Annotated in this window: 18 protein-coding genes and 5 tRNA genes; 21 read left to right on the top strand and 2 right to left on the bottom strand. The window is 69.0% G+C overall.

The window, feature by feature from the left end:
• Positions 1-16: 16 nt before the first annotated feature.
• From radA to TBR22_RS19220, 4 genes are all read left to right on the top strand, one after another.
• Entirely contained in the window at positions 17-1,414 is a 1,398-nt protein-coding gene (radA, locus tag TBR22_RS19235) for a DNA repair protein RadA (protein ID WP_239489450.1), read from the top strand.
• A gap of 99 nt (positions 1,415-1,513) precedes the next feature.
• Complete coding sequence (locus tag TBR22_RS19230) at positions 1,514-2,605, top strand: PIN/TRAM domain-containing protein (protein WP_239489449.1); 1,092 nt, start codon at positions 1,514-1,516, stop codon at positions 2,603-2,605.
• A 10-nt stretch (positions 2,606-2,615) separates the two neighbouring features.
• Positions 2,616-3,353 carry a 1-acyl-sn-glycerol-3-phosphate acyltransferase gene (locus tag TBR22_RS19225; protein WP_239489448.1) on the top strand — a complete coding sequence of 246 codons (738 nt, stop codon included), beginning with the start codon at positions 2,616-2,618 and terminating at the stop codon, positions 3,351-3,353.
• The gene (locus tag TBR22_RS19220; RefSeq protein WP_239489447.1) at positions 3,350-3,997 is read left to right on the top strand and encodes a B3/4 domain-containing protein; all 648 of its coding nucleotides are present in this window, start codon (positions 3,350-3,352) and stop codon (positions 3,995-3,997) included. The genes TBR22_RS19225 and TBR22_RS19220 overlap by 4 nt, the downstream gene beginning before the upstream one ends.
• Before the next feature lie 150 nt (positions 3,998-4,147).
• Here the strand turns inward: TBR22_RS19220 and TBR22_RS19215 are convergent, their stop codons facing one another.
• Positions 4,148-6,238 carry a glycosyltransferase family 39 protein gene (locus tag TBR22_RS19215; protein ID WP_239489446.1) on the bottom strand — a complete coding sequence of 697 codons (2,091 nt, stop codon included), beginning with the start codon at positions 6,236-6,238 and terminating at the stop codon, positions 4,148-4,150.
• Between the two features lie 36 nt (positions 6,239-6,274).
• Here TBR22_RS19215 and ispD point away from each other — a divergent pair, with 36 nt between their 5' ends.
• Entirely contained in the window at positions 6,275-7,441 is a 1,167-nt protein-coding gene (gene ispD, locus TBR22_RS19210) for a 2-C-methyl-D-erythritol 4-phosphate cytidylyltransferase (RefSeq protein WP_239489445.1), read from the top strand.
• Between the two features lie 21 nt (positions 7,442-7,462).
• Here ispD and TBR22_RS19205 read toward each other — a convergent pair whose 3' ends face one another.
• Positions 7,463-7,963, bottom strand: a complete 501-nt coding sequence (locus TBR22_RS19205; RefSeq protein ID WP_239489444.1) for a nuclear transport factor 2 family protein — start codon at positions 7,961-7,963, stop codon at positions 7,463-7,465.
• Positions 7,964-8,237: 274 nt separating this feature from the next.
• Between TBR22_RS19205 and gltX the strand changes: the two genes are divergently transcribed.
• From gltX to rpoB, 16 genes are all read left to right on the top strand, one after another.
• Positions 8,238-9,749 carry a glutamate--tRNA ligase gene (gltX, locus tag TBR22_RS19195; RefSeq protein ID WP_239489443.1) on the top strand — a complete coding sequence of 504 codons (1,512 nt, stop codon included), beginning with the start codon at positions 8,238-8,240 and terminating at the stop codon, positions 9,747-9,749.
• 4 nt (positions 9,750-9,753) lie between these two features.
• Entirely contained in the window at positions 9,754-10,482 is a 729-nt protein-coding gene (rlmB, locus tag TBR22_RS19190; RefSeq protein ID WP_239489442.1) for a 23S rRNA (guanosine(2251)-2'-O)-methyltransferase RlmB, read from the top strand.
• Between the two features lie 175 nt (positions 10,483-10,657).
• Positions 10,658-10,734 (top strand) — tRNA-Thr (locus tag TBR22_RS19185).
• Between the two features lie 98 nt (positions 10,735-10,832).
• A tRNA-Tyr gene (locus tag TBR22_RS19180) sits at positions 10,833-10,919 on the top strand.
• 249 nt (positions 10,920-11,168) lie between these two features.
• Positions 11,169-11,243: transfer RNA gene (locus TBR22_RS19175), tRNA-Gly, on the top strand.
• Positions 11,244-11,388: 145 nt separating this feature from the next.
• Positions 11,389-11,464 (top strand) — tRNA-Thr (locus TBR22_RS19170).
• A gap of 73 nt (positions 11,465-11,537) precedes the next feature.
• Positions 11,538-12,725, top strand: coding sequence for an elongation factor Tu (gene tuf, locus TBR22_RS19165; RefSeq protein WP_239489424.1), 1,188 nt, complete (start codon positions 11,538-11,540; stop codon positions 12,723-12,725).
• 181 nt (positions 12,726-12,906) lie between these two features.
• Positions 12,907-13,056: a 50S ribosomal protein L33 gene (rpmG, locus tag TBR22_RS19160; protein ID WP_239489441.1), complete on the top strand. Its 150-nt coding sequence runs from the start codon at positions 12,907-12,909 to the stop codon at positions 13,054-13,056.
• Positions 13,057-13,125: 69 nt separating this feature from the next.
• Positions 13,126-13,201 (top strand) — tRNA-Trp (locus TBR22_RS19155).
• Positions 13,202-13,281: 80 nt separating this feature from the next.
• Positions 13,282-13,578 carry a preprotein translocase subunit SecE gene (gene secE / locus TBR22_RS19150; protein ID WP_239489440.1) on the top strand — a complete coding sequence of 99 codons (297 nt, stop codon included), beginning with the start codon at positions 13,282-13,284 and terminating at the stop codon, positions 13,576-13,578.
• Positions 13,575-14,141 (top strand): transcription termination/antitermination protein NusG, encoded by a 567-nt coding sequence (gene nusG, locus TBR22_RS19145; RefSeq protein WP_239489439.1) that lies wholly within the window; start codon positions 13,575-13,577, stop codon positions 14,139-14,141. The genes secE and nusG overlap by 4 nt, the downstream gene beginning before the upstream one ends.
• 33 nt (positions 14,142-14,174) lie before the next feature.
• Positions 14,175-14,600 (top strand): 50S ribosomal protein L11, encoded by a 426-nt coding sequence (gene rplK / locus TBR22_RS19140; protein ID WP_239489438.1) that lies wholly within the window; start codon positions 14,175-14,177, stop codon positions 14,598-14,600.
• A 103-nt stretch (positions 14,601-14,703) separates the two neighbouring features.
• Entirely contained in the window at positions 14,704-15,405 is a 702-nt protein-coding gene (gene rplA / locus TBR22_RS19135; RefSeq protein ID WP_239489437.1) for a 50S ribosomal protein L1, read from the top strand.
• Positions 15,406-15,416: 11 nt separating this feature from the next.
• On the top strand, positions 15,417-15,941 hold the full coding sequence (rplJ, locus tag TBR22_RS19130; RefSeq protein ID WP_239489436.1) for a 50S ribosomal protein L10: 525 nt from the start codon (positions 15,417-15,419) through the stop codon (positions 15,939-15,941).
• Between the two features lie 159 nt (positions 15,942-16,100).
• Entirely contained in the window at positions 16,101-16,487 is a 387-nt protein-coding gene (rplL, locus tag TBR22_RS19125) for a 50S ribosomal protein L7/L12 (RefSeq protein ID WP_239489435.1), read from the top strand.
• Between the two features lie 166 nt (positions 16,488-16,653).
• Complete coding sequence (rpoB, locus tag TBR22_RS19120; protein WP_239489434.1) at positions 16,654-21,000, top strand: DNA-directed RNA polymerase subunit beta; 4,347 nt, start codon at positions 16,654-16,656, stop codon at positions 20,998-21,000.
• Positions 21,001-21,004: the final 4 nt, after the last annotated feature.

Genomic DNA, 21,004 nt, shown 5'->3' with positions numbered 1-21,004 from the left:
AATCTCAAATTGCCAGATGCGCGCTCCGAAGACCGTCTTTGCCTGTACCAACTGCGGCGCGCAATCGCCCAAGTGGCTCGGCCGCTGCCCCGACTGCGGCGCCTGGAACACCTTCGCCGAGGAAGCGGCCACTCCGCCGCCGCCGGCCGGCGGCGCCAGGCCGACGCTCGGGGCTGGCGGGCAGGCCCGCCTCTACGCCGACGTCGACATGCTGCAGGCCGAGCGCATCTCGTCGGGCATCGGCGAGTTCGACCGGGTGCTCGGCGGCGGCCTGGTGCCGGGGAGCCTGGTGCTGCTCGGCGGCGAGCCGGGCATCGGCAAGAGCACCCTGCTGCTGCAGGCGGCGGCGAAGTTCGCGCAGGCCGTCGGCCCGGTGCTGTACTGCTCGGGCGAGGAATCCGAGCACCAGGTCAAGGGGCGGGGCGAGCGGCTCGGCGTGGGCCGTGCGCCCTTGTACCTGCTCGCCGAGACCTGCACCGAGCGCATCCTCGAGGAGGTCGAACGCCTGAAGCCGGCGCTGCTCATCGTCGACTCCATCCAGACCGTCTACTCGACCAGGCTCACCTCGGCCCCGGGCACCGTGGGGCAGATCCGGGAAACGGCCACGCAACTGCTGTTCACGGCCAAGGGCCGGAACCTGCCGACCGTGTTGGTCGGCCATGTCACCAAGGACGGCGGCCTGGCCGGGCCCAAGGTGCTCGAGCACGTCGTCGACACGGTGCTGTACTTCGAGGGCGAGCGGCATCACACGCACCGCGTGGTGCGCGCGGTCAAGAACCGGTTCGGCGCGGTGAGCGAACTGGGCGTGTTCGAGATGACGGGCGCGGGGCTGGTGCCGGTCCCCAACCCGTCGGCGTTGTTCCTGGCCGAGCGGCAGGTCGGGGCGCCCGGATCCGCCGTGCTGTGCTGCATGGAGGGCTCGCGGCCGATCCTCGTGGAGGTCCAGGCGCTGGTGTCGAGTGCCGTCTACGGGAGCGCCCGTCGGATGACCAACGGCGTCGACCAGCAGCGCCTCGCCCTGCTGCTGGCCGTCCTCGAGAAGCGGGCCGGCCTGAACCTGGCCGGGGAGGACGTCTTCGTGAACGTCGCCGGCGGCTTCACCGTCGACGAGCGGGCGGCCGACCTCGGGATCGTGGCCGCCGTGGTGTCGAGCATCCGGAATCGGCCGGTGCGGTCAGGGACGGCCATTTTCGGGGAAGTCGGACTGGCCGGTGAGGTGCGTGCCACGGGGCAGTCCCTGCTCCGGGTCCGGGAAGCGGCCCAGATGGGCTTCACGCGATGCGTCGTCCCGGCCGGCAACGCCGCGCCCGACGAGTCGCTGGACGCCGCGCAGGGCCGGGGCGGGGCCGGGTGCGAGGTGGTGGGCGTCCGGACCGTTGCCGAAGCCCTCGACGAGGTGATCGGTTGGGATTGATGGGCGTATGATGTCGCCTGGCGTCGCGCGGCCGTCACACGCCTCGTTCATCCTCCGCGCGCGTCCCTTGGCTCTCTGAGCATTCATTCGGGGTCGTGCATGACGTGGTTCGTGTTTGCCCGCGTGCTCTTCGTGGCCGCGGTCGCGTATTCGGCCTCGCTGGTCAGGCCCGTCCACGAGTTGGCCGTCGTCAACGTCCTGTTCGGGGCGGGGCTGGCCGGGCTCGTGGTCGTGTTCGAGACCCAGCTCCGTGACACCGCCGTGTCGTCGATGCTGGGCGCCGTCCTCGGCGGCACCATCGGCCTCAGCATCGCCAAGACCATCACCACCACACTGTTCTGGGCCGACACCCAGGACAGCCGGGTCGCCTTCCTCCACACCGTCACCCTGCTCGCCCTCACGTATCTGGGCCTGGTGGTCGGTGGCCGGAAGGGCGAGTGGCTCGAGCCGGCGCGCCTGATCAGCGTGTTCCGCGCCACCGCGCCCAAGAAGCATTACAAGATCCTCGACACCAGCGTGATCATCGACGGCCGCATCGCCGACATCTGCGCCACCGGCTTCCTCGACGGCACCCTCGTCATCCCGCAGTTCGTGCTGAAGGAACTGCAGTTCGTCGCCGACTCGTCGGATGCGATGAAGCGCAACCGCGGTCGCCGCGGCCTCGACATCCTGCAGAAGATCCAGAAGATGGCCAACCTCGACGTGGTCATCTCCGACGTCGACTTCCCCGACGTCAAGGAGGTCGACCTCAAGTTGATCGAGCTGGCCCGGTCGCTCGAGGGGCGCATCGTCACCAACGACTTCAACCTCAACAAGGTGGCCGAGCTCCGCGGCGTGCACGTGCTCAACATCAACGAGCTCGCCAACTCGCTCAAGCCGGTCGTGCTGCCCGGCGAGTACATGAAGGTCTTCATCCTCAAGGAAGGCCGCGAGTACAACCAGGGCGTCGCCTATCTCGACGACGGCACCATGGTGGTCGTCGACAACGGCCGCAAGATGATCAGCAAGAACATCGACGTGGTCGTCACCAGCGTGCTGCAGACGACGGCGGGCAAGATGATCTTCGGGCGCTACATCGACCCGGCCCTCGAAGCGACTCGCACCGACGGCGAGGCCAGCGGCGCTGCGCCCACGGTGCCGGGGACGCAGACCGCATCCTTCCGCCGGGCACGGGCCGTGCCGCAGACCTGACCGCGACCGGATGCGCGTACCCCCCTTCCATTGGTGGCGGACGGTCTTCTACCTGATCCCCGCCATCGCCCTCTACACCATCGTCCTCGGGACGCTGTCGCTGCTGTCGGTGCTGGTGGACCGCCAGGGCCACCTCGCGCATGGCTGCGCCCGCGCCTGGGCATGGCTGATCCTGAAGACCACCCGGGTCACCGTCGACATCAGCGGCCTCGACACGCTGCCGCGCGACCGGCCGTTCCTCTTCCTGGCCAATCACCAGAGCATCTACGACATCCCGGTGATCTTCTGGCACGTGCCGTACCAGTTGCGCATCCTCGCGAAGGCGTCGCTCGGCCGGTTCCCCTTCCTGGGTTGGCACCTCAGTCGCACGGGGCACGTCCTGGTCGACCGCAGCAACCCGGGCAACTCGACGATGCTGCAGATCAAGGAGCTGATGCGACAGCGCGTGTCGCTGATCGTGTTCCCCGAGGGGACGCGCAGCGCCGACGGCCGTGTCGCGCGGTTCCGCGGCGGCATCGTGATGCTCGCCATCGAGGCGGGCCTGCCGATCGTGCCGGTGGCGATCGAGGGGACGCGTCACGTGATGCTGAAGGGGCGCCTGATGACCTGCCCCGGGCACGTCCGCGTGCGTGTGCTGCCGGTGGTGCCGACCGAGGGACTCGAGGTCGGTGAGGCGCGCAAGCTGGCGGGTGTCGTCGAGCGCCAGGTGCGCGAGGCCGTCGAGGCCCTGCAGCAGGGGGGCGCGTGATTTTGCAGGTCGCCCCGGACGTGGCCGACATCGTGGTGCCGGCGGTGATCGTGCGTCGCGGCGTCACCTGCCATCCCCACGATCCGCGGCTCGACGCGCCGTTGGCGGCGGCCGCCGAGGCCCTGCGATCGGCGGTCGGCCTCGAGGAACCGCTCGCGGCGACGCGCACCATGTACAAGCGCATGGGCGTCGACCCCACCAAGACGCGCCCGTCGAGCGAGGCCTTGCTGCGGCGGGTGCGGAAGGGGGAGCCGCTCCCGCGCGTGAACGGGCTGGTCGACATCGTCAACTGGTGCTCGGTGGAGACGCAAATCTCGTTCGGCCTGTACGACCTGGCGAAGGTCGAGCGGCCGGTCACGCTGCGCCTCGGTGCGGCAGGCGAGGGCTACGACGGCATCCGCAAGGACCGCGTCAACGTCGAGGGGCGGCTGGCGCTGGTCGATGCGCAGGGCCCGTTCGGCAATCCCACCTCGGATTCCGCGCGCACCATGACCACTCCGGACACGCGCGACGTGCTGGTGGTGTTGTACGTCCCCGCAGTGATGCCGCGCGCCCTGGGCGAACGCGCCCTCGCCCTGACGCGCGAGCGCCTCGCCACGTTTGCCGGAGGCGTGGAGGAGCCTACCGACGCGCAGGGACGGTAACTGCGGAATTGCAGAGTGTCAGCCTTTCAGCATTCCCTCACTCGAGGATGGCGTCGCTGTATGTCCGGCCGTCGCTGATGAGGCGCAGCCAATGCGATTCCTGAAATCCTGAAATCCTGAAATTCTGAAATTCTGAAATTCTGAAATTCCCTAGTACCCGAAGTGGAACATCAGCACCGTCGCCTTGAGCACGCCCAGGCTGGCCAGTCCGAGGGCCAGCAGGGTGACGCCGATCGTCACGGCCATCACACGTGAGGCCAGCGCCGGAGCATGACGGACCCGCTCGAGGCCAGCGGCGACCAGCAGCGCCGCGGGCGCGGTGAGCGGCAGGATGTGGCGCGGCGTCCAGTGCACCACCATGTCGGCGCGCGGCGCCAGGTTCACGGCCACCCACGCGGCCAGCCCCAGCGCGACGCCCGTCGCGCACACCAGCAGCGCCATCGACGTGCACGCGGCCTTGCCGCCGCGATCGGCCTGCACCTCGCGCCAGCCGGCGCGCAGCCAGGCGGGCACGCCGGCGACGGCAGCCCCGACAATCACGACCGACGCCACCGCGTAGGCCAGCCACACGCGGCTGCCCGGGAACGGCCCGGCGCCGAGGGAGCCGAAGCGCGCCCAGAACGGCTCGAACACCATCACGCGCATCTGCGCCCAGAACGCGCCGGTCCAGGGCATCGGCCCGGGCGTCGGCACGAACCCGCCGGCCTCGAGGATGGCCTTCTTGAAAGCGAACGCCTGCGGGTCGCCGAAGACCAGCCAGGCGCGCACGTGCACCCACGCGGCGGTCGCCGCGATGCCCAGTCCCACCAGCAGCACCGGGCGCAGGGCCCTGGCCAGCACGCGCGACAGTTCGTCGGAGGTCGGCAGGCCGGTGCCGAGCCGCTCGCGATTGGCGGCGTCGAGCACGCACGCCAGGACGGCCATCGGCGCGAGGAACACGGCGGTGGCCTTGACGACGTAGGCGGCGCCTATCAGCGCGCCGGTGAGCAGCAGCCAGGGCGTGCTGTCACGACCATGGGCGAGCCGCACGACGGCCAGCGTCGCGAGCGCCGCCAGCAGCGTCGCGGGCGGGTCGGTGGAGACAGCGCCCATCACGGCGTCCCATTGCGGCATCAGCGCCAGTCCGCCGGCGGTCGTGGCGATCACGAGCCAGTCGGCGCTCACCGCGCGCACGAGTCTCGCGATGACCAGCGTGGTCGCCACGGCCATCAGCCACGATACGAGGCGGAGCAGTCGCAGGGCCTGGTGGCCGGTGGCCGGCATCGGCGGGGCGCCGTGGTGGAACAGCGTCGGCTCGGTGCCGTTCGGGCGGATGCGCGCGCGGGGATTGTCGACGAGCGCCGGCGCGGGCGTGTCCAGGCCGGTGGCCTTCAGGATGGCGGCCGCCCCGAGGTAGTAGAGCGGTTGCTGCACCCATTCGTAGGACGACGGCCGCCAGGGATCCCCGGGAGGCGGAACGGCGCGCGGGAGGGTGCCGGTGGTGGCGACGTAGCGCGCGTACTCCAGGTGGGCCAGTTCGTCCGGCGGTTCGAAGGGCGGCACCACGAAGGCGTACGCGAGCGTTGTCGCGCCGACCATCGTCGCGGCGGCCAGCGTCGCGGCGCGCGGCGAGGCCCACGCCCACGTGTCGCCGACGGCCCGCGCCAGCCACGCGGCGGCGAGCAGGCCCGTCGCGGCGAGCGTGATCACGACCGCGCCCAGGGTGGCCCATGCCTGGCCGCGACTGCCCGCGTCGAACGCGCACGAGAAGCGCCCGAGCGCCGGGTCCTCGAACAGGTCGAGAGACACCGGGCGCGCGGCGTCGAGCGCGATGGGCCGACCCGCCACGGGCTGGCCGGCGGCGTCCACCGACCGCATGCGCAGGGTGAGCGCCTGCCGCCACGACACGGCGGCATCCTTCATCGGCAGGGCGATCGGGGCATCGCCCGCGACGCGCACCTCGGCGCCACCGGTGCCCGAGGGCCAGGTGTCGCCGCGCTTGTCGAGGACGTATCGGAAGTAGTCGATGCCCAGCCGACCCTGCGTGCCGGGAGCGGGGTGCACGACGATGGCGCGAACGTCGCACGCGGGCAGGAACACCGTCAGATCGGTCGGCACATCCGCCACCACGACCGGCGCTGCCGCCCACGAGGCCCGTCCGCGAGGGTCGATGTCCCGGAGACTGCGGAACGTCACCAGCGCCGCGCCCAGCAACAGCCCGACGAGTGCCAGCGCCAGCAGTGGGCGTGCCGCGTCCCGCATGGCGGTGTACCTTACCACTCGCATGGAGCGGGATCGGTGATCGTCGACGTCGTGGTGGCCGCGGGCGGACAGGGGCGTCGTCTGGGCGGCGCCGTGGCCAAGCAGTGGCTCACGCTCGGCGACCGCACGATCTTCGAGCGCAGCGTCGCCGCGTGCGCCGCCTCACCGAGGGTGCGCGGCGTGGTCGCCGTGGTGCCCGCCGCCGATCTCGACGCGGCGCGCGTGCTCGCCTCGGCGGCTGCCGGCGGCAAGCTGATCACCATCGTCGCGGGCGGGGCGCGTCGGCAGGACTCGGTGGCGGCAGGACTGGCTGCCGTGGGACCCGACGTCGACGTGGTGCTGGTGCACGACGCCGCGCGCCCGTTCGTGACCGACGCGGTCATCGATCGGGTCATCGACGCGACGGCGCGCACTGGCGTCGCGATTGCGGCAGCCCGCGTCCACGACACCGTCAAGCACGTCTCGCTGGACGGCGACACGCGCTGGATCGACGGCACGATTCCCCGTGAGGATCTTGCGCTGGCGCAGACGCCGCAGGGCTTTCGTCGCGACGTGCTCGACGCCCTGTTGCCGGCCATGACCTCGCCCGTGGACGTGACCGATGAGGCCTCGCTGGCCGAGCGGCTAGGCCACCGCGTGCAGGTGGTCGAGGGGCATCCCGACAACGTGAAAATCACCACCGAGGACGACCTCGCCCGTGCCCGCCGCGCACTCGGCGCCGACCGAGTCCTGTCGGTCGCGCGCATCGGCATCGGCTACGACTCGCATCGCTTCGCCGACGGCCGCCGCCTCGTCATCGGCGGCGTGCACGTCCCCGACGCGCGCGGGCTGGCCGGCCACTCCGACGGCGACGCCGTGTGCCACGCCGTGACCGACGCCGTGCTCGGCGCGGCCAACCTCGGCGACGTCGGCGGCCTCTTCCCGGACACCGACCCGGCGTTCAAGGATGCCGACAGTCTTGCGCTGCTGCGGGACGCCTTCGCCAGGGTGCAGGCGGCCGGTTGGCGGCTGGGCAATCTCGATCTCGTCGTGATCTGCCATCGCCCGAAGATCGGCAGGATCGCCGACGCGCTGCGGGCATCGCTGGCGGGCGCGCTTGCGTCCACGCCCGATCGCATCAGTGTCAAAGGCAAGACCCCCGAAGGCACCAGCGCGCTCGAGGACGCGATGATCGTGCACGCGGTAGCCCTGCTCGAACGCTGAGCGTGGCCGCGTCGGGCGGCGTCAGTGCAGGCTGATCACGCGGGTCAACTGCCAGCGTCCGTCGGCAAGTCGCCACACGTGCACGAATCGCGCGTACCGGCCCACGCCGGGTTCGTTGACGTTGCGGAAGCGGTGATAGCCCATCTGGACGGCGCCGTAGTCCTTGATGGGATACACCTCGATGCTGCCCGGCAGCAGCTCGCGCGTCACCTTCCCGCACACGTTGGCCTTCACTGCCTCGAGCACCTGCCGCTTCGACGTGCTGAGCCCGCCGAGGTCGTGGAAGAACTCGAGATCCTCGGCAATCAGCGCCTCGTGCACGTCCATCTTGCAGGTGTTGTAGGCGTCTTCCCACCGGGCGTCGAGCCGCACGATCGTGTCGTGGAGCTCCTGCGACGCCGGCACGTAACGCGGCGGCCCCGGCGGGTCCTGCGCTCGGACCCCTTCTGCGGTGGCCGACAGGGTGACGGCGACAGCCAGCCGAAGCCAGCCGGAACGCAGCAAGGGCAGCAGGTTCGTCATTGGATGCCGGCAGGTACGGCGCCCGCGGTCGCGCGGTTCCCGTGATGGGCTGGTGAACCGGCTGGGCCCGAGCCCCCGGCCCCCGCCCGCAGTCCCGCCTCCAGCCCCCAGGCCCTGATCCTGGTGCCCGGTGCCCGGCGCCCAGCGCCCGGTGCCCGGTGCCCGGCGCCCGGTGCCCGGCGCCCGGTGCCTGGTGCCCGGTGCCCGGCGCCCGGTGCCCGGCGCCCGGTGCCTGGTGCCCGGTGCCCGGTGCCCGGTGCCCGATAATGTCCCGATGCGCGTCCGCTTCGCTCCGAGCCCGACAGGCCACCTGCACGTCGGGAACGCCCGCACCGCGCTCTTCAACTGGCTGCTCGCCCGCGGCCAGGGCGGCACGTTCGTCCTGCGTCTCGAGGACACCGACGAGGTTCGCTCCACTGTCACGTCGGCCGACGGCATCCTCGAGGACCTCCGCTGGCTTGGGCTGGACTGGGACGAGGGGCCCGACAAGGGCGGCGCGTTCGGCCCCTACAGGCAGACCGAGCGGCTCGATCACTATCGCGGGTACGCCGCGCGCCTGATGGCCGACGGCCACGCCTACCACTGTTTCTGCTCGCCCGCCGATCTCGAGGCGCAGCGCGAGGTCGCATTGCGCGAGGGCCGGACGCCACAGTACGCCGGCACCTGCCGCGCACTCGACCCTGCGGCCAGCCGCGCGCGTGTCGAGGCTGGTGAACCCGCGGCGATTCGATTCCGCGTGCCGGCCCGCGATGCCGTCACGTTCACCGATCTCGTCCGCGGACCGATCACGACCGACATCGGCATGATCGGCGACTTCGTGCTCATCAGGCAGAACGGCCTCCCCGCCTACAACTTCGCGGTCGTCGTCGACGATGTGGAGATGCGGATCTCGCTGGTGGTGCGTGGCGAGGATCACGTGCCCAACACGCCGCGGCAGTGCCTGCTGTACGAGGCGCTCGGCGTGGCGCCGCCGCAGTTTGCGCACCTGTCGCTCGTGCTCGGGCCCGATCACGCGCCGCTGTCCAAGCGGCACGGCGCGTCGAGCGTCGGCGAGTTCCGGGCGCGCGGCATCCTTCCGGAGGCCCTGGTGAACTACCTCGCGCTGCTCGGTTGGTCGCCGGGCCAGGGCGAGGAACTGGTGCCCGTGGAGGAACTGGCGCGCCGGTTCCGCGTGCAGGACGTGACCCGGAGTGCTGGCGTGTTCGATCCCGACAAGCTCGCCTGGATGAACCGGCATTACGTGAAGGCCGCCGAGCCGTCACGCATCGCGGCGCTCCTGGTCCCGCACCTGCGCGCCGCCGGCGTGATCGGCGAACCCGCGCCTGGCAAGTCCGACCTCGACGCGTTCCTGCTCGCCTGCGTGCCGCTGATCGCCGGAACCGTGGACCAGCTGGCCGACGCGCCGGAGCGGCTGCGCCCGGTGTTCGAGACACCTCGCCCAGCGGCGACGGTCGAGCACCTGGCTGCGGAGGGCGCCGAGGCCGCCCGGGCCGGGCGCGAGGTGGTCGTTGCCTTCGCGCAGGAGTTGAGCGGCCGTCCACGCCTCACGCGGGAGACGTTCCGGGAGGCCGCGCAGCAGGTGCGGCAGCGGACCGGGCAGAAGGGGCGCGCGTTGTTCCATCCGATCCGCCTGGCGCTGACCGGCGCCGACAGTGGCCCCGAGCTCGATCTGCTCGTGCCGGCGATCGAGGCCGGCGCGCAGGTGCAGGCCGGGGCCGGGCTGGCTCCCGTGGTCGGCTGTCGCGAGCGTGCGGCCATCTGCGCCGCGGCGCTGTTGGGGGCCTGACGTCATGCCACCGATCGTGATCGTCGGGGTGCATCCGGTGCGCGAGGCGCTCCGGGCGGGTGGCGTCCGCGAAGTGCGGGTCGGGCCGCGGGCCGACGCGCGCGTCAACGAGATCGTCAGGCTGGCCGAGGTCAAGGGCGTGCCGGTGCGGCGCGTCGACGTGGCCGAGCTCGACCGCCTGGCCGACGGCGAGCGCCACCAGGGAGTGCTGGCCACGCTTGGCGACGCGCCTCGGCGCTGGAGCCTCGAGGAGGTGGTCCGACAGGACCCCCAACCACTGATCGTCATACTTGATGGGGTCGAGGATCCGCACAACGTCGGGGCCATCCTGCGGACCGCCGACGCGGTGGGCGCGACGGGGGTGGTGAGGCAGGAGCGGCACGCGGCGGCGCTCGGGCCGGCGGCCGCCCGGGCATCCGCCGGGGCGCTCGCCCACGTCCGGATCGTCGACGTCGTCAACGTGGTGCGGGCCATCGAGACGTTGAAGGAACTGGGCGTCTGGGTGGTCGGGCTGGACGCCGAGGGCGCCCAACCCTACGACCGCATCGACTTCCGGCCGCCGACGGCGCTGGTGGTCGGGGCGGAGGGGGAGGGCCTGAGGCGCCTGGTCCGGGAGCACTGCGACTTCATCGCGGCCCTTCCGATGCGCGGGCACGTCAGCAGCCTGAACGTCTCGGTCGCGACGGGCATCGTGCTCTACGAGGCGCTCCGCCAGCGCAGCGCGGACCGGTAGGGCGGTGTCCGCCGTGCCGTTGGTGTCGACCGGCATGGGTTGTCGGTTTCCACGGAAGGCGCTAGAATCGTCGGTTGCCGGGAGCGAGGCAGTTGCGTCGGGCTCCGGAAGCGCAGGACTGGTCGTGCGCTTGTGAGGAGCAGGAACCGTGTGCTACACTCTCCTCCTTTGTCCGGCTGGCGTAGCTCAGTCCGGTAGAGCAGCTGATTTGTAATCAGCCGGTCGGGGGTTCGAATCCCTTCGCCAGCTCCAAGCAGTTGAGCAGGGAAACGGTCGCACCTGGTGTGTCCGCGGGCGCGGGGCGCCCGAATCCGAGTCCCACGCGGGCCCATGGGCTCGCACAGTCGTTCGGCGAGGTTGCGGAGCGGTCAAACGCAGCAGACTGTAAATCTGTCGGCCTAGCGCCTTCGGAGGTTCGAATCCTCCCCTCGCCACCAGCCTTCGTCCGCCACAGCGCTTGCGCGGCGGACTGCGGCTGGCAAGCCCGCCAGGGCGGCGACGCAGGTCGAGCGACGAGCGGGACCGGGGTGACCCGGGTGCGGGAAAGCGGTGGGGCTGGCATCGGGCCGCCTTGGCCGGCAGGACGGGGCGGGATCGCGGTTCGGAGAAGGGGTGGGCGCAGGCTCACCGGAGTGAAGCGGATTCGGGCTTGGGTGGGCGTACCCGCCGAAGCGCGAAGCGCGAAGGCGGGAGTAACTCAGTGGTAGAGTCACAGCCTTCCAAGCTGTTGGTCGCGGGTTCGATCCCCGTCTCCCGCTCCAGCCTTCGTCACGCCGCTCGCGATGTTCGCTGTCAGGCCCGGCCCCTGTGTGCGGTCGGCCCGGCAGCCGGTGTCGCGGGCGACGGGAGTGTTCAGCGGCGTCGGTCGGTGGTCGGCGCGGCGAACCACGTGAGCGTTTTTCGAAGGCCGATGTAGCTCAGTTGGCAGAGCGCGTCCTTGGTAAGGACGAGGTCACCGGTTCAATCCCGGTCATCGGCTCCAATTCGTGGGTGCAGTGGTCCGGCCGTGGGTGGTCGGGCAGTTTTCATTTGGTGCGAACAGGGACTCCATCGGTATGGCCAAAGAGAAGTTCGACCGTTCGAAGCCGCACGTCAACATCGGGACGATCGGCCACATCGACCACGGCAAGACGACGACGACGGCAGCGATCACCAAGGTGCTGAGCAAGCACAACCCGAAGGTGGCGTTCCGGTCGTTCGACTCGATCGACAACGCGCCGGAAGAGCGGGAGCGCGGCATCACGATCGCGACGGCGCACGTGGAGTACGAGACGGCCAACCGGCACTACGCGCACGTCGACTGCCCGGGGCACGCCGACTACGTGAAGAACATGATCACGGGCGCCGCGCAGATGGACGGCGGCATCCTGGTCGTGGCGGCCACCGACGGCCCGATGCCGCAGACGCGCGAGCACATCCTGCTGGCGCGGCAGGTGGGCGTGCCGTACCTGGTGGTGTTCCTGAACAAGGTGGACGCGGTCGACGATCCGGAGCTGCTGGACCTGGTGGAGCTCGAGGTGCGCGAGCTGCTCTCGAGCTACGGGTTCCCCGGTGACGAGATCCCGATCGTGCGCGGCTCGGCGCTCAAGGCGCTCGAGGGCGACCCGGAGTGGGAGAAGACGATCGACAACCTCATGGAGGCGGTCGACAACTACGTCCCGCTGCCGGAGCGCCAGATCGACAAGCCGTTCCTGATGCCGGTCGAGGACGTGTTCTCGATCTCGGGCCGAGGCACGGTGGTGACCGGGCGTGTCGAGCGTGGCAAGGTGAAGGTCGGCGAGGAAATCGAGATTGTCGGCTTCGGCCCGACGCGCAAGACGGTGGTGACCGGCGTCGAGATGTTCAAGAAGCTGCTCGACGAGGGCCAGGCGGGCGACAACATCGGGGCGCTGCTGCGCGGCATCGACAAGGAAGCCGTGGAGCGTGGGCAGGTGCTGGCCAAGCCGGGGTCGATCACGCCGCACACCAAGTTCAAGGGCGAGGTCTACGTCCTCACGAAGGAAGAGGGCGGCCGGCACACGCCGTTCTTCAACGGCTATCGTCCGCAGTTCTACATCCGGACGACCGACGTGACCGGCGTGGCGAAGCTGCCCGAGGGCGTCGAGATGGTGATGCCGGGCGACAACGTGACGATGGAGATCGAGCTCATCGGGCCGGTGGCGCTGGAGAAGGGCCTGCGGTTCGCCATCCGCGAGGGTGGCCGCACGGTGGGCGCGGGCACGATCACCGAGATTCTTCAGTAAGTCGCCGGCGGCGCCGGCGACTTACCGGGTAGGGCCGGCTCTCCGAGCCGGCCGTCTGGACAACGGCTCACGGCTCTCGGCGCAAGACTCAGAAACCCTCCAGAGGCCGCAGCATCTGCGAGCTCCCTGAGCCCTGAGCCCGAAGCCCTGAGCCAGTAGTCCGGAAGTTGAGAAGACGATCATGAGAGACATCGTTCAGCTCGCGTGCGGCGAGTGCAAGCGTCGCAACTACAGCACGACGCGCAACAAGAAGAAGACGACCGAGCGGCTGCACATGAAGAAGTTCTGCCGCTTCTGCAAGTCGCACACGGAGCACAAGGAGAGCAAGTAGCGCCGGATTGGTCCGGCGTGTGCTCTCAGGGTTGGTTGCCACCGGCCGGGTCCGGTGGCGGAGTTGCACAGGCCAGTAGCTCAATTGGCAGAGCACCGGTCTCCAAAACCGGGGGCTGGGGGTTCGAGTCCCTCCTGGCCTGCCACACCCGCCGGTGGACGGCCCGAGCGCGTATCGCCTCGACTGCGATGCGCGCCCGGGCGTCTGCACTGAAGGAACCGCAGCGTGAAGACCGCGATGGTGGACAACGTCAAGGACGCACAGGCAGGCCGTCGCGAGGCGGAAACGCCCGTGGTGGCGACCGCCGGCCCGCTGGGCTGGTGGGCGCGCGGCAAGGATTTCCTTGCCAAGGTGCGCGAGGAGGTCGGGCGCGTCACCTGGCCGACGCAGCGCGAAGTGCAGGCCACGACCATCGTCGTGATCGCCTTCTCGCTGGTGATGGGCATCTACCTGTTCGCGGTCGACGCAGCCTTCAACAAGCTCGTCGAGTGGATCTTCCGCAGCTTCGGAGGGGCGGCATGAGCGAGGTGCAGGAAGGCGCGGCATCGCCGGGGCCGTCGCTCAGCTGGTACATCGTCCACACGTACTCGGGCTTCGAGAACAAGGTCAAGGAGTCGCTCGAGCAGCGCGTGCAGGCCTACGGCCTCGAGGACAAGTTCGGCGAGGTCCTCGTGCCGCAGGAAACGGTCATGGAGATGCGCAGCGGCCGCAAGGCCGAGATGCGCAAGCGCATCTTCCCCGGCTATCTCTTCGTCGAGATGCAGATGACCGACGACGCGTGGCACGTGGTGAAGAACACCCCGAAGGTCACCGGGTTCGTGGGAGCGGGCGCCAAGCCGACGCCGCTGACCCGCGAAGAAGTGGACAACATCCTCGCGCAGGTGCGCGAGAGTGCCGAGAAGCCCAAGCCGAAGTACCACTTCGAGAAGGGCGACCAGGTGCGCATCAACGAGGGGCCGTTCACCAACTTCAACGGCACGGTGGACGAGGTCAATACCGAGCGCAGCACGCTGAAGGTCATGGTGACGATCTTCGGGCGGTCCACGCCGGTGGAGCTCGACTTCCTGCAGGTCGAGAAGCTCTAGGCCCGGAACGCAGCAGGGACGGTTCGAAGACACATGGCCAAGAAGGTTCAAGCACTCGTGAAGCTCCAGATCGCCGCCGGCAAGGCAACGCCGGCGCCCCCTGTCGGGACCGCGCTCGGTCCGCAGGGCGTCAACATCATGGACTTCTGCAAGAACTTCAACGCGAAGACCGCCGGCCAGGACGGTCTCATCATCCCCGTGGTGGTGACGGTGTACGCCGATCGGTCGTACACCTTCGTGCTGAAGACGCCGCCCGCTCCGGTGCTGCTCAAGCGCGCCGCGAACGTGCCCAAGGGCTCGGCCGAGCCGAACAAGAACAAGGTCGGCACGGTGACCAAGGCGCAGGTCGAGGAGATCGCGCGCCTGAAGCTGCCCGACCTGAACTGCGAGTCGCTCGACGCGGCCATGCGCAGCGTGGCCGGCACGGCCCGCTCGATGGGCCTCGACGTCGTCGGCTGACAGGTGGTACCCCGCGCAATTTGAGGTTTCACATTTCAAATTACGGGGATTCGACACAACGTGGGAGGCCGCTCGTCGGCCGACTGCACCACGGAGGTAGCACATGCCCACTCCCGGGAAGAAGTACGCGGCGGCGCGCGCGCAGGTCGAGGAGCGCCCGTACGTGCTGGATGAGGCCATTCCCCTCATCCAGAAGCTGAAGTACACGAAGTTCGACGAGACCGTCGAGGTCGCGATGCGCCTTGGCGTCGATCCCAAGCATGCCGACCAGATGGTGCGTGGCACGGTGGTGCTGCCGCACGGGCTCGGCAAGACCAAGCGGGTGCTGGTGATCGCCAATCCCGAGAAGCAGCGCGAGGCGGAAGCCGCCGGCGCCGATGCGGTGGGCGGCGAGGAACTGGTCGAGAAGATCTCGGGCGGCTGGACCGACTTCGATGCGGTCGTGGCGACGCCCGACATGATGCGGGCGGTGGGGCGCCTGGGCAAGGTGCTCGGCCCGCGCGGCTTGATGCCCAATCCGAAGACGGGGACGGTCACGACCGACATCACCAAGGCCGTGCAGGAGATCAAGGCGGGCAAGGTCGAGTTCCGGGTGGACAAGACCGGCATCGTGCACGCGCCGATCGGCAAGGTGTCGTTCCCGACCGAGAACCTCCTGGCCAACGCGCACGCCCTGTTCGACAGCGTGATGAAGGCGAAGCCCGCGGCGGCCAAGGGCAAGTACCTCAAGAGCCTGACGGTCAGCTCGACCATGGGCCCCGGCGTGGCGATCGACACCTCGCATGTCGAGTCGCTCGTCAAGTAGGGAGAGAGACCATGGCTGTATCTCGCGCTGACAAGCAACTGGAACTCGGCCAGCTCACGGAATCCTTCGGGAAGGCCGAGAGCCTGATCGTGATGGAGTACAAGGGGCTGAAGGTCCCCGAGGTCACCGAACTGCGCCGGCAGGTGCGGGCCGTGCAGGGCTCGTACAAGGTGGTCAAGAACACCCTCGCTCGCCGCGCCATGGCGGGCACGCCCTTCGAGGCGCTCACGCCCCACTTCACGGGCACGACGGCGGTCGCCTTCAGCGGCGACGATCCGGTCGCGCTCGCGAAGGTGCTGACGACGTTTGCCAAGACGGCCCCGGCCCTCGTGCTGAAGGCGGCGGTCGTGCAGGGCGACGTGGTCACGGGTCCCGCCGTGAACGAACTGGCGAACATGCCGGGCAAGCCCGAGCTGTACGCCAAGCTGCTGTACCTGCTGCAGGCCCCGATGGTCCAGATCGTCAGCGTGCTGAGCGCGGCGCCGCGGGACCTGATGAACGTCCTGTCGCAGGTGGAGAAGAAGAAGGGCGAGTAGGGAGGGATCGCCGGCGCGGCCGGCGGTCATACACGAGGTCGCTGTCAGCTATCAGGCATCTGCTGTGTCCCGGTCATGCGGAACGTCAGCGATGGAGACCGTTGATAGCTGAAAGCCGGACGCAGAGCGCTGATAGTCGACAGTAAGGAGATTCGGACAATGGCAGACGTGACGCAGGATCAGGTGGTCGAGTACATCAAGAACATCTCGGTGATGGAGCTGTCCAAGCTCGTCAAGACGCTCGAGTCGGAACTCGGCGTTTCGGCCGCGGCGGCGGCCCCGGTGGTGGTGGCGGCTGCGGGCGGCGCAGCGGCGGCGGCCCCTGTCGAGGAGAAGACCGAGTTCAACGTCGTCCTCCTCGAGGCCGGTGCCAACAAGATCAACGTGATCAAGGCCGTCCGCGAAGTGACCTCGCTCGGTCTGAAGGAAGCCAAGGATCTGGTCGAGGGCGCGCCGAAGGCGATCAAGGAAGGCGTGCCCAAGGAAGAGGCCGACGCGATCAAGAAGAAGTTCGAAGAGGCCGGCGCGAAGGTCGAGATCAAGTAGCACGGTCCGGCTTGTTCGCGAGCCGCGTGTGCCCCTCGAGGCGTGCCCGACCCCGCCAGGTCGGGCCGTCAGGGCCGCGCGGCTTTCGCCATTTGTGTGATTTGCCTCCGAAGACCTCGTGCGACGGGTGGTTCGTGGCGGAACCGACCCGGGGGAATCGAGAAGTATGAGCAGCAGCCTGGCCAAGAACGTCTACCGCGAGCGCATCGACTTTTCCAAGATCCGGACCACGGTCCCGATTCCCAACCTCATCGAAATCCAGAAGAAGTCCTACGACCGGTTCCTGCAGATGTACACGCTGCCGGCCGAGCGCGAGGACGTCGGCCTGCAGGCCGTGTTCAAGTCCGTGTTCCCGATCTCGGACTTCCGCGAGAACTCCTCGCTGGAGTTCATCGAGTACTCGATCGGCAACTGGGACGAGTGCGGCTGGGGCGATGAGGCTCGGGGGCTGGTCCACGAGATCGGCGGGCGCCGCATGGCGCTCAACCTCAAGTACGACATCAACGAGTGCCTCGAGCGCGGGATGACGTATGCGATCCCGCTCAAGGTGACGATCCGCCTCGTGGTCTGGAACAAGGACCCCGAGACGGGCGCCAAGACCATCCGCGACATCAAGGAGCAGGAGGTCTACTTCGGCGACATCCCGCTGATGACCGATCACGGGACGTTCATCATCAACGGCACCGAGCGCGTCATCGTCTCGCAGCTGCACCGGTCGCCGGGCGCCTTCTTCCACACGGAAGACAAGACGCTGTTCATCGGGCAGCTCATCCCGTACCGCGGCTCGTGGGTCGAGTTCGAGTACGACAGCAAGAACCTGCTGTACGTGCGCATCGACCGCAAGCGCAAGTTCCTCGGCACGGTGTTCCTGCGGGCCCTCGGCCTGCGCAACGCCGACGAGATGCTGCGCGCGTTCTACTCGATCGACTCGCTGCACCTGAAGGGCGACCAGGTCCTGTGGGCGGTCAACGACAGCCCGGTGGACTGGCGCGCCGGCGAGGACATGACCATCCCCGGCAGCGAGGTGGCCCTGACGCGCGGCAAGCGGATCACCAAGGCGGCGATCCGCGCGCTGCGCCACGCCGGGATCACCGAGGTCCCCGTCGACCTGAGCCAGCTCGAGGGCGAGCAGCCCTACGCGGCGGCCGACGTGGTCGACCCGGCGTCGGGTGAGGTGTTGCTCGAGGCCAACGAGGAGCTCTCGGCGCGCGTCATCGCGATGGCGCAGGAGAAGCAGATCGAGCGCATCGACATCTTCTTCCCCGAGAAGGACGAAGTCGGGCCGGTGCTGTCGGCGACGCTCAAGAAGGACCCGATCCGCACCCACGAGGAGGCGCTGATCGAGATCTACCGACGCCTGCGCCCGGGCGATCCGCCGACCCTCGAGAGCTCGCGCTCGCTCTTCGAGAGCATGTTCTTCAACCCGCAGAAGTACGACTTCTCGCGCGTCGGCCGGCTGAAGCTGAACACCAAGCTGAAGCTGCAGACGCCGCTCGACGAGAAGGTGCTGCACCCGCAGGACTTCTACGAGGTCATCAAGTACCTGCTGAAGCTGCGCCGCAACCCGGCCAACGTGGACGACATCGATCACCTCGGCAACCGGCGCGTGCGCTCGGTGGGCGAGCTGCTCGAGAACCAGTTCCGCATCGGCCTGGTCCGGATGGAGCGTGCGATCAAGGAAAAGATGTCGGTGTACCAGGAAATGGCCACCGCCATGCCGCACGACCTGATCAACGCCAAGCCGGTGATGGCGGCGATCCGCGAGTTCTTCGGCAGCTCGCAGCTGTCGCAGTTCATGGACCAGACCAACCCGCTCTCCGAGATCACGCACAAGCGGCGTCTCTCGGCGCTCGGGCCGGGCGGCCTGTCGCGCGAGCGGGCCGGCTTCGAGGTGCGCGACGTGCACCCGACGCACTACGGGCGCATCTGCCCGATCGAGACGCCTGAAGGGCCGAACATCGGCCTGATCTCGTCGCTGTCGTCCTACGCGCGCATCAACGAGTTCGGCTTCATCGAGTCGCCGTACCGCAAGGTCGAGAACGGGTTCGTCGTCGATTACGTGAAGGTCACGGTCGGCGCCGGCAAGCTCGAGGCCGGGGCGGTGGTGCGGGCCGACGAGGCGGCGGCCGTCAGGAAGGCGCACAAGGAGCTCGAGGTCGAGCCGCACCCGTTCTACCTCTCGGCGTGGGAGGAGGACCAGTACATCATCGCGCAGGCCAACGCCGAGGTCGGGCCCGACGGGCAGTTCGTCGCCGAGCGCGTCAACGCGCGCCAGGCCGGCAACTTCATCCTTGCGCCGCGCGAGACCATCCAGTTCATCGACGTCTCGCCCAAGCAGCTGGTGTCGGTGGCGGCCTCGCTCATCCCGTTCCTCGAGAACGACGACGCGAACCGCGCGCTGATGGGCAGCAACATGCAGCGCCAGGCCGTGCCGCTGCTCCGCGCCAAGGCCCCGTACGTGGGCACGGGCATGGAGTACATCACCGCCCGCGACTCCGGCGCCGTGACGCTGGCGCGCCGCGCCGGCGTGGTGGACTACGTCGACAGCCAGCGCATCGTCGTGCGCGTCGACGGCGACCAGGTGTCGAGCGAGATGGGCGCCGACATCTACAACCTGATCAAGTTCAAGCGGTCCAACCAGAACACCTGCATCAACCAGCGCCCGATCGTCCGCCAGGGCCAGAAGGTGCTGCGCGGGCAGGTGCTGGCCGACGGGCCGTGCACGGAGATGGGCGAGCTGGCGCTCGGCCGCAACGTGCTGGTCGCGTTCATGCCGTGGCGCGGCTACAACTTCGAGGACGCCATCCTCGTCTCCGAGAAGCTGGTCAAGGAGGACTACTACACCTCCATCCACATCGAGGAGTTCGAGATCGAAGCCCGCGACACCAAGCTCGGGCCCGAGGAGATCACGCGCGACATCCCCAACGTCGGCGAGAACTACCTGCGCGACCTCGACGAGAGCGGCATCATCCGCATCGGCGCCTACGTCAAGCCGGGCGACATCCTCGTCGGCAAGGTGACGCCGAAGGGCGAGACGCAGCTCACGCCGGAAGAGAAGCTGCTGCGCGCCATCTTCGGCGAGAAGGCCGGCGACGTGAAGGACGCGTCGCTGACCTGCCCGCCGGGCATCGAGGGCATCATCGTCGGCGTCAAGATCTTCTCGCGCAAGGGCATCGAGAAGGACGACCGGGCCAAGGCCATCGAGGCCGAAGAGCTCGAGATGATGGAGAAGAACCTCCAGGACGAGATCCGCATCCTTCACGACGAGGTGAAGAAGCGCGTGATGGCGTTGCTGGACGGGCAGACGCTCCGCACCGACCTGTTCGACCAGCACGGCCAGCAGCGGCTGGTGAAGAAGGGCACGGTGCTGACGCGCGAGCTGATGCACGACGTGCCGTTCCTGTCGCTGGTGCGGGCCCGCATCGAGGCCAGCGACCCGCGGGTCGAGGACGCGCTGCGCGAGATCGAGGAACGCACCGACCGGCAGGTCGAGGTGACGCGCGAGGTCTTCGAGGAGAAGAAGGAGAAGATCCGCCGCGGCGACGAGCTGCCGCCGGGCGTGATCAAGCTGGTCAAGGTCTACGTCGCCATGAAGCGCAAGCTGTCGGTGGGCGACAAGATGGCCGGCCGGCACGGCAACAAGGGCGTGATCGCGCGCATCCTGCCGGAAGAGGACATGCCGTACCTGCCGGACGGCCGTCCGGTGGAGATCGTGCTGAACCCGCTCGGCGTGCCCTCGCGTATGAACGTCGGGCAGATCCTCGAGACCCACCTCGGGTGGGCCGCGCACGGCATCGGCGAGCAGCTCGACGCGATGGTGAAGGATCAGCGGGCGATCGAGGAGGTCAAGGCGCGGCTGTCGACCGTGTTCCCGAACTCCGATCGCGTCAAGCAGGTCGTCGCGACCGGCACGATGGAGGACGTGGCGGCCTTCACGAGCACGCTCCGCGAGGGCGTGCACTTCGCGACGCCGGTGTTCGACGGCGCGAAGGAGGACGAGATCCAGCAGTACCTCGGGCTGGCCGGGCTGCCCCAGCAGGGCAAGACCGTCCTGTTCGACGGCATGACCGGGCAGCAGTTCGAGCAGAAGGTGACCGTCGGCTACATCTACATGCTCAAGCTGTCGCACCTGGTCGACGACAAGATCCACGCGCGGTCGATCGGGCCGTACTCGCTGATCACCCAGCAGCCGCTGGGCGGCAAGGCGCAGTTCGGCGGCCAGCGGTTCGGCGAGATGGAGGTGTGGGCGCTCGAGGCGTATGGCGCCGCGCACATCCTGCAGGAACTGCTGACGGCCAAGTCCGACGACGTGACCGGTCGCGCCAAGATCTACGAAGCGATCGTCAAGGGCGACGCCAGCTTCACGCCGGGGCTGCCCGAATCGTTCAACGTCCTCATCCGCGAACTCCAGGCCCTGTGCCTCGACGTGGAACTCGTCAAGCTGCGGGCCCGGCCCGCACCGGTGGTGGCCGAGGAACCGGCCCCGCTCGAGCCCGTGGGGCAGGGGGTGTAACGCA

Source organism: Luteitalea sp. TBR-22 (assembly GCF_016865485.1).
Lineage (GTDB): Bacteria > Acidobacteriota > Vicinamibacteria > Vicinamibacterales > Vicinamibacteraceae > Luteitalea.
Note: the sequence above shows the minus strand (reverse complement) of the source record. Positions and strands in the feature narration are given on the sequence as shown.

Bases quoted from the DNA above. Each gene is read 5' to 3' on its own strand.
- TBR22_RS19215 (WP_239489446.1), bottom strand. From the start codon at position 6,238: ATGCGGGACGCGGCACGCCCACTGCTGGCGCTGGCACTCGTCGGGCTG.
- rplA (WP_239489437.1), top strand. From the start codon at position 14,704: ATGCCCACTCCCGGGAAGAAGTACGCGGCGGCGCGCGCGCAGGTCGAG.
- TBR22_RS19205 (WP_239489444.1), bottom strand. From the start codon at position 7,963: ATGACGAACCTGCTGCCCTTGCTGCGTTCCGGCTGGCTTCGGCTGGCT.
- rplJ (WP_239489436.1), top strand. From the start codon at position 15,417: ATGGCTGTATCTCGCGCTGACAAGCAACTGGAACTCGGCCAGCTCACG.
- rpmG (WP_239489441.1), top strand. From the start codon at position 12,907: ATGAGAGACATCGTTCAGCTCGCGTGCGGCGAGTGCAAGCGTCGCAAC.
- rlmB (WP_239489442.1), top strand. From the start codon at position 9,754: ATGCCACCGATCGTGATCGTCGGGGTGCATCCGGTGCGCGAGGCGCTC.
- nusG (WP_239489439.1), top strand. From the start codon at position 13,575: ATGAGCGAGGTGCAGGAAGGCGCGGCATCGCCGGGGCCGTCGCTCAGC.
- TBR22_RS19230 (WP_239489449.1), top strand. From the start codon at position 1,514: ATGACGTGGTTCGTGTTTGCCCGCGTGCTCTTCGTGGCCGCGGTCGCG.
- rpoB (WP_239489434.1), top strand. From the start codon at position 16,654: ATGAGCAGCAGCCTGGCCAAGAACGTCTACCGCGAGCGCATCGACTTT.
- radA (WP_239489450.1), top strand. From the start codon at position 17: ATGCGCGCTCCGAAGACCGTCTTTGCCTGTACCAACTGCGGCGCGCAA.
- TBR22_RS19225 (WP_239489448.1), top strand. From the start codon at position 2,616: ATGCGCGTACCCCCCTTCCATTGGTGGCGGACGGTCTTCTACCTGATC.
- tuf (WP_239489424.1), top strand. From the start codon at position 11,538: ATGGCCAAAGAGAAGTTCGACCGTTCGAAGCCGCACGTCAACATCGGG.
- gltX (WP_239489443.1), top strand. From the start codon at position 8,238: ATGCGCGTCCGCTTCGCTCCGAGCCCGACAGGCCACCTGCACGTCGGG.
- rplK (WP_239489438.1), top strand. From the start codon at position 14,175: ATGGCCAAGAAGGTTCAAGCACTCGTGAAGCTCCAGATCGCCGCCGGC.
- rplL (WP_239489435.1), top strand. From the start codon at position 16,101: ATGGCAGACGTGACGCAGGATCAGGTGGTCGAGTACATCAAGAACATC.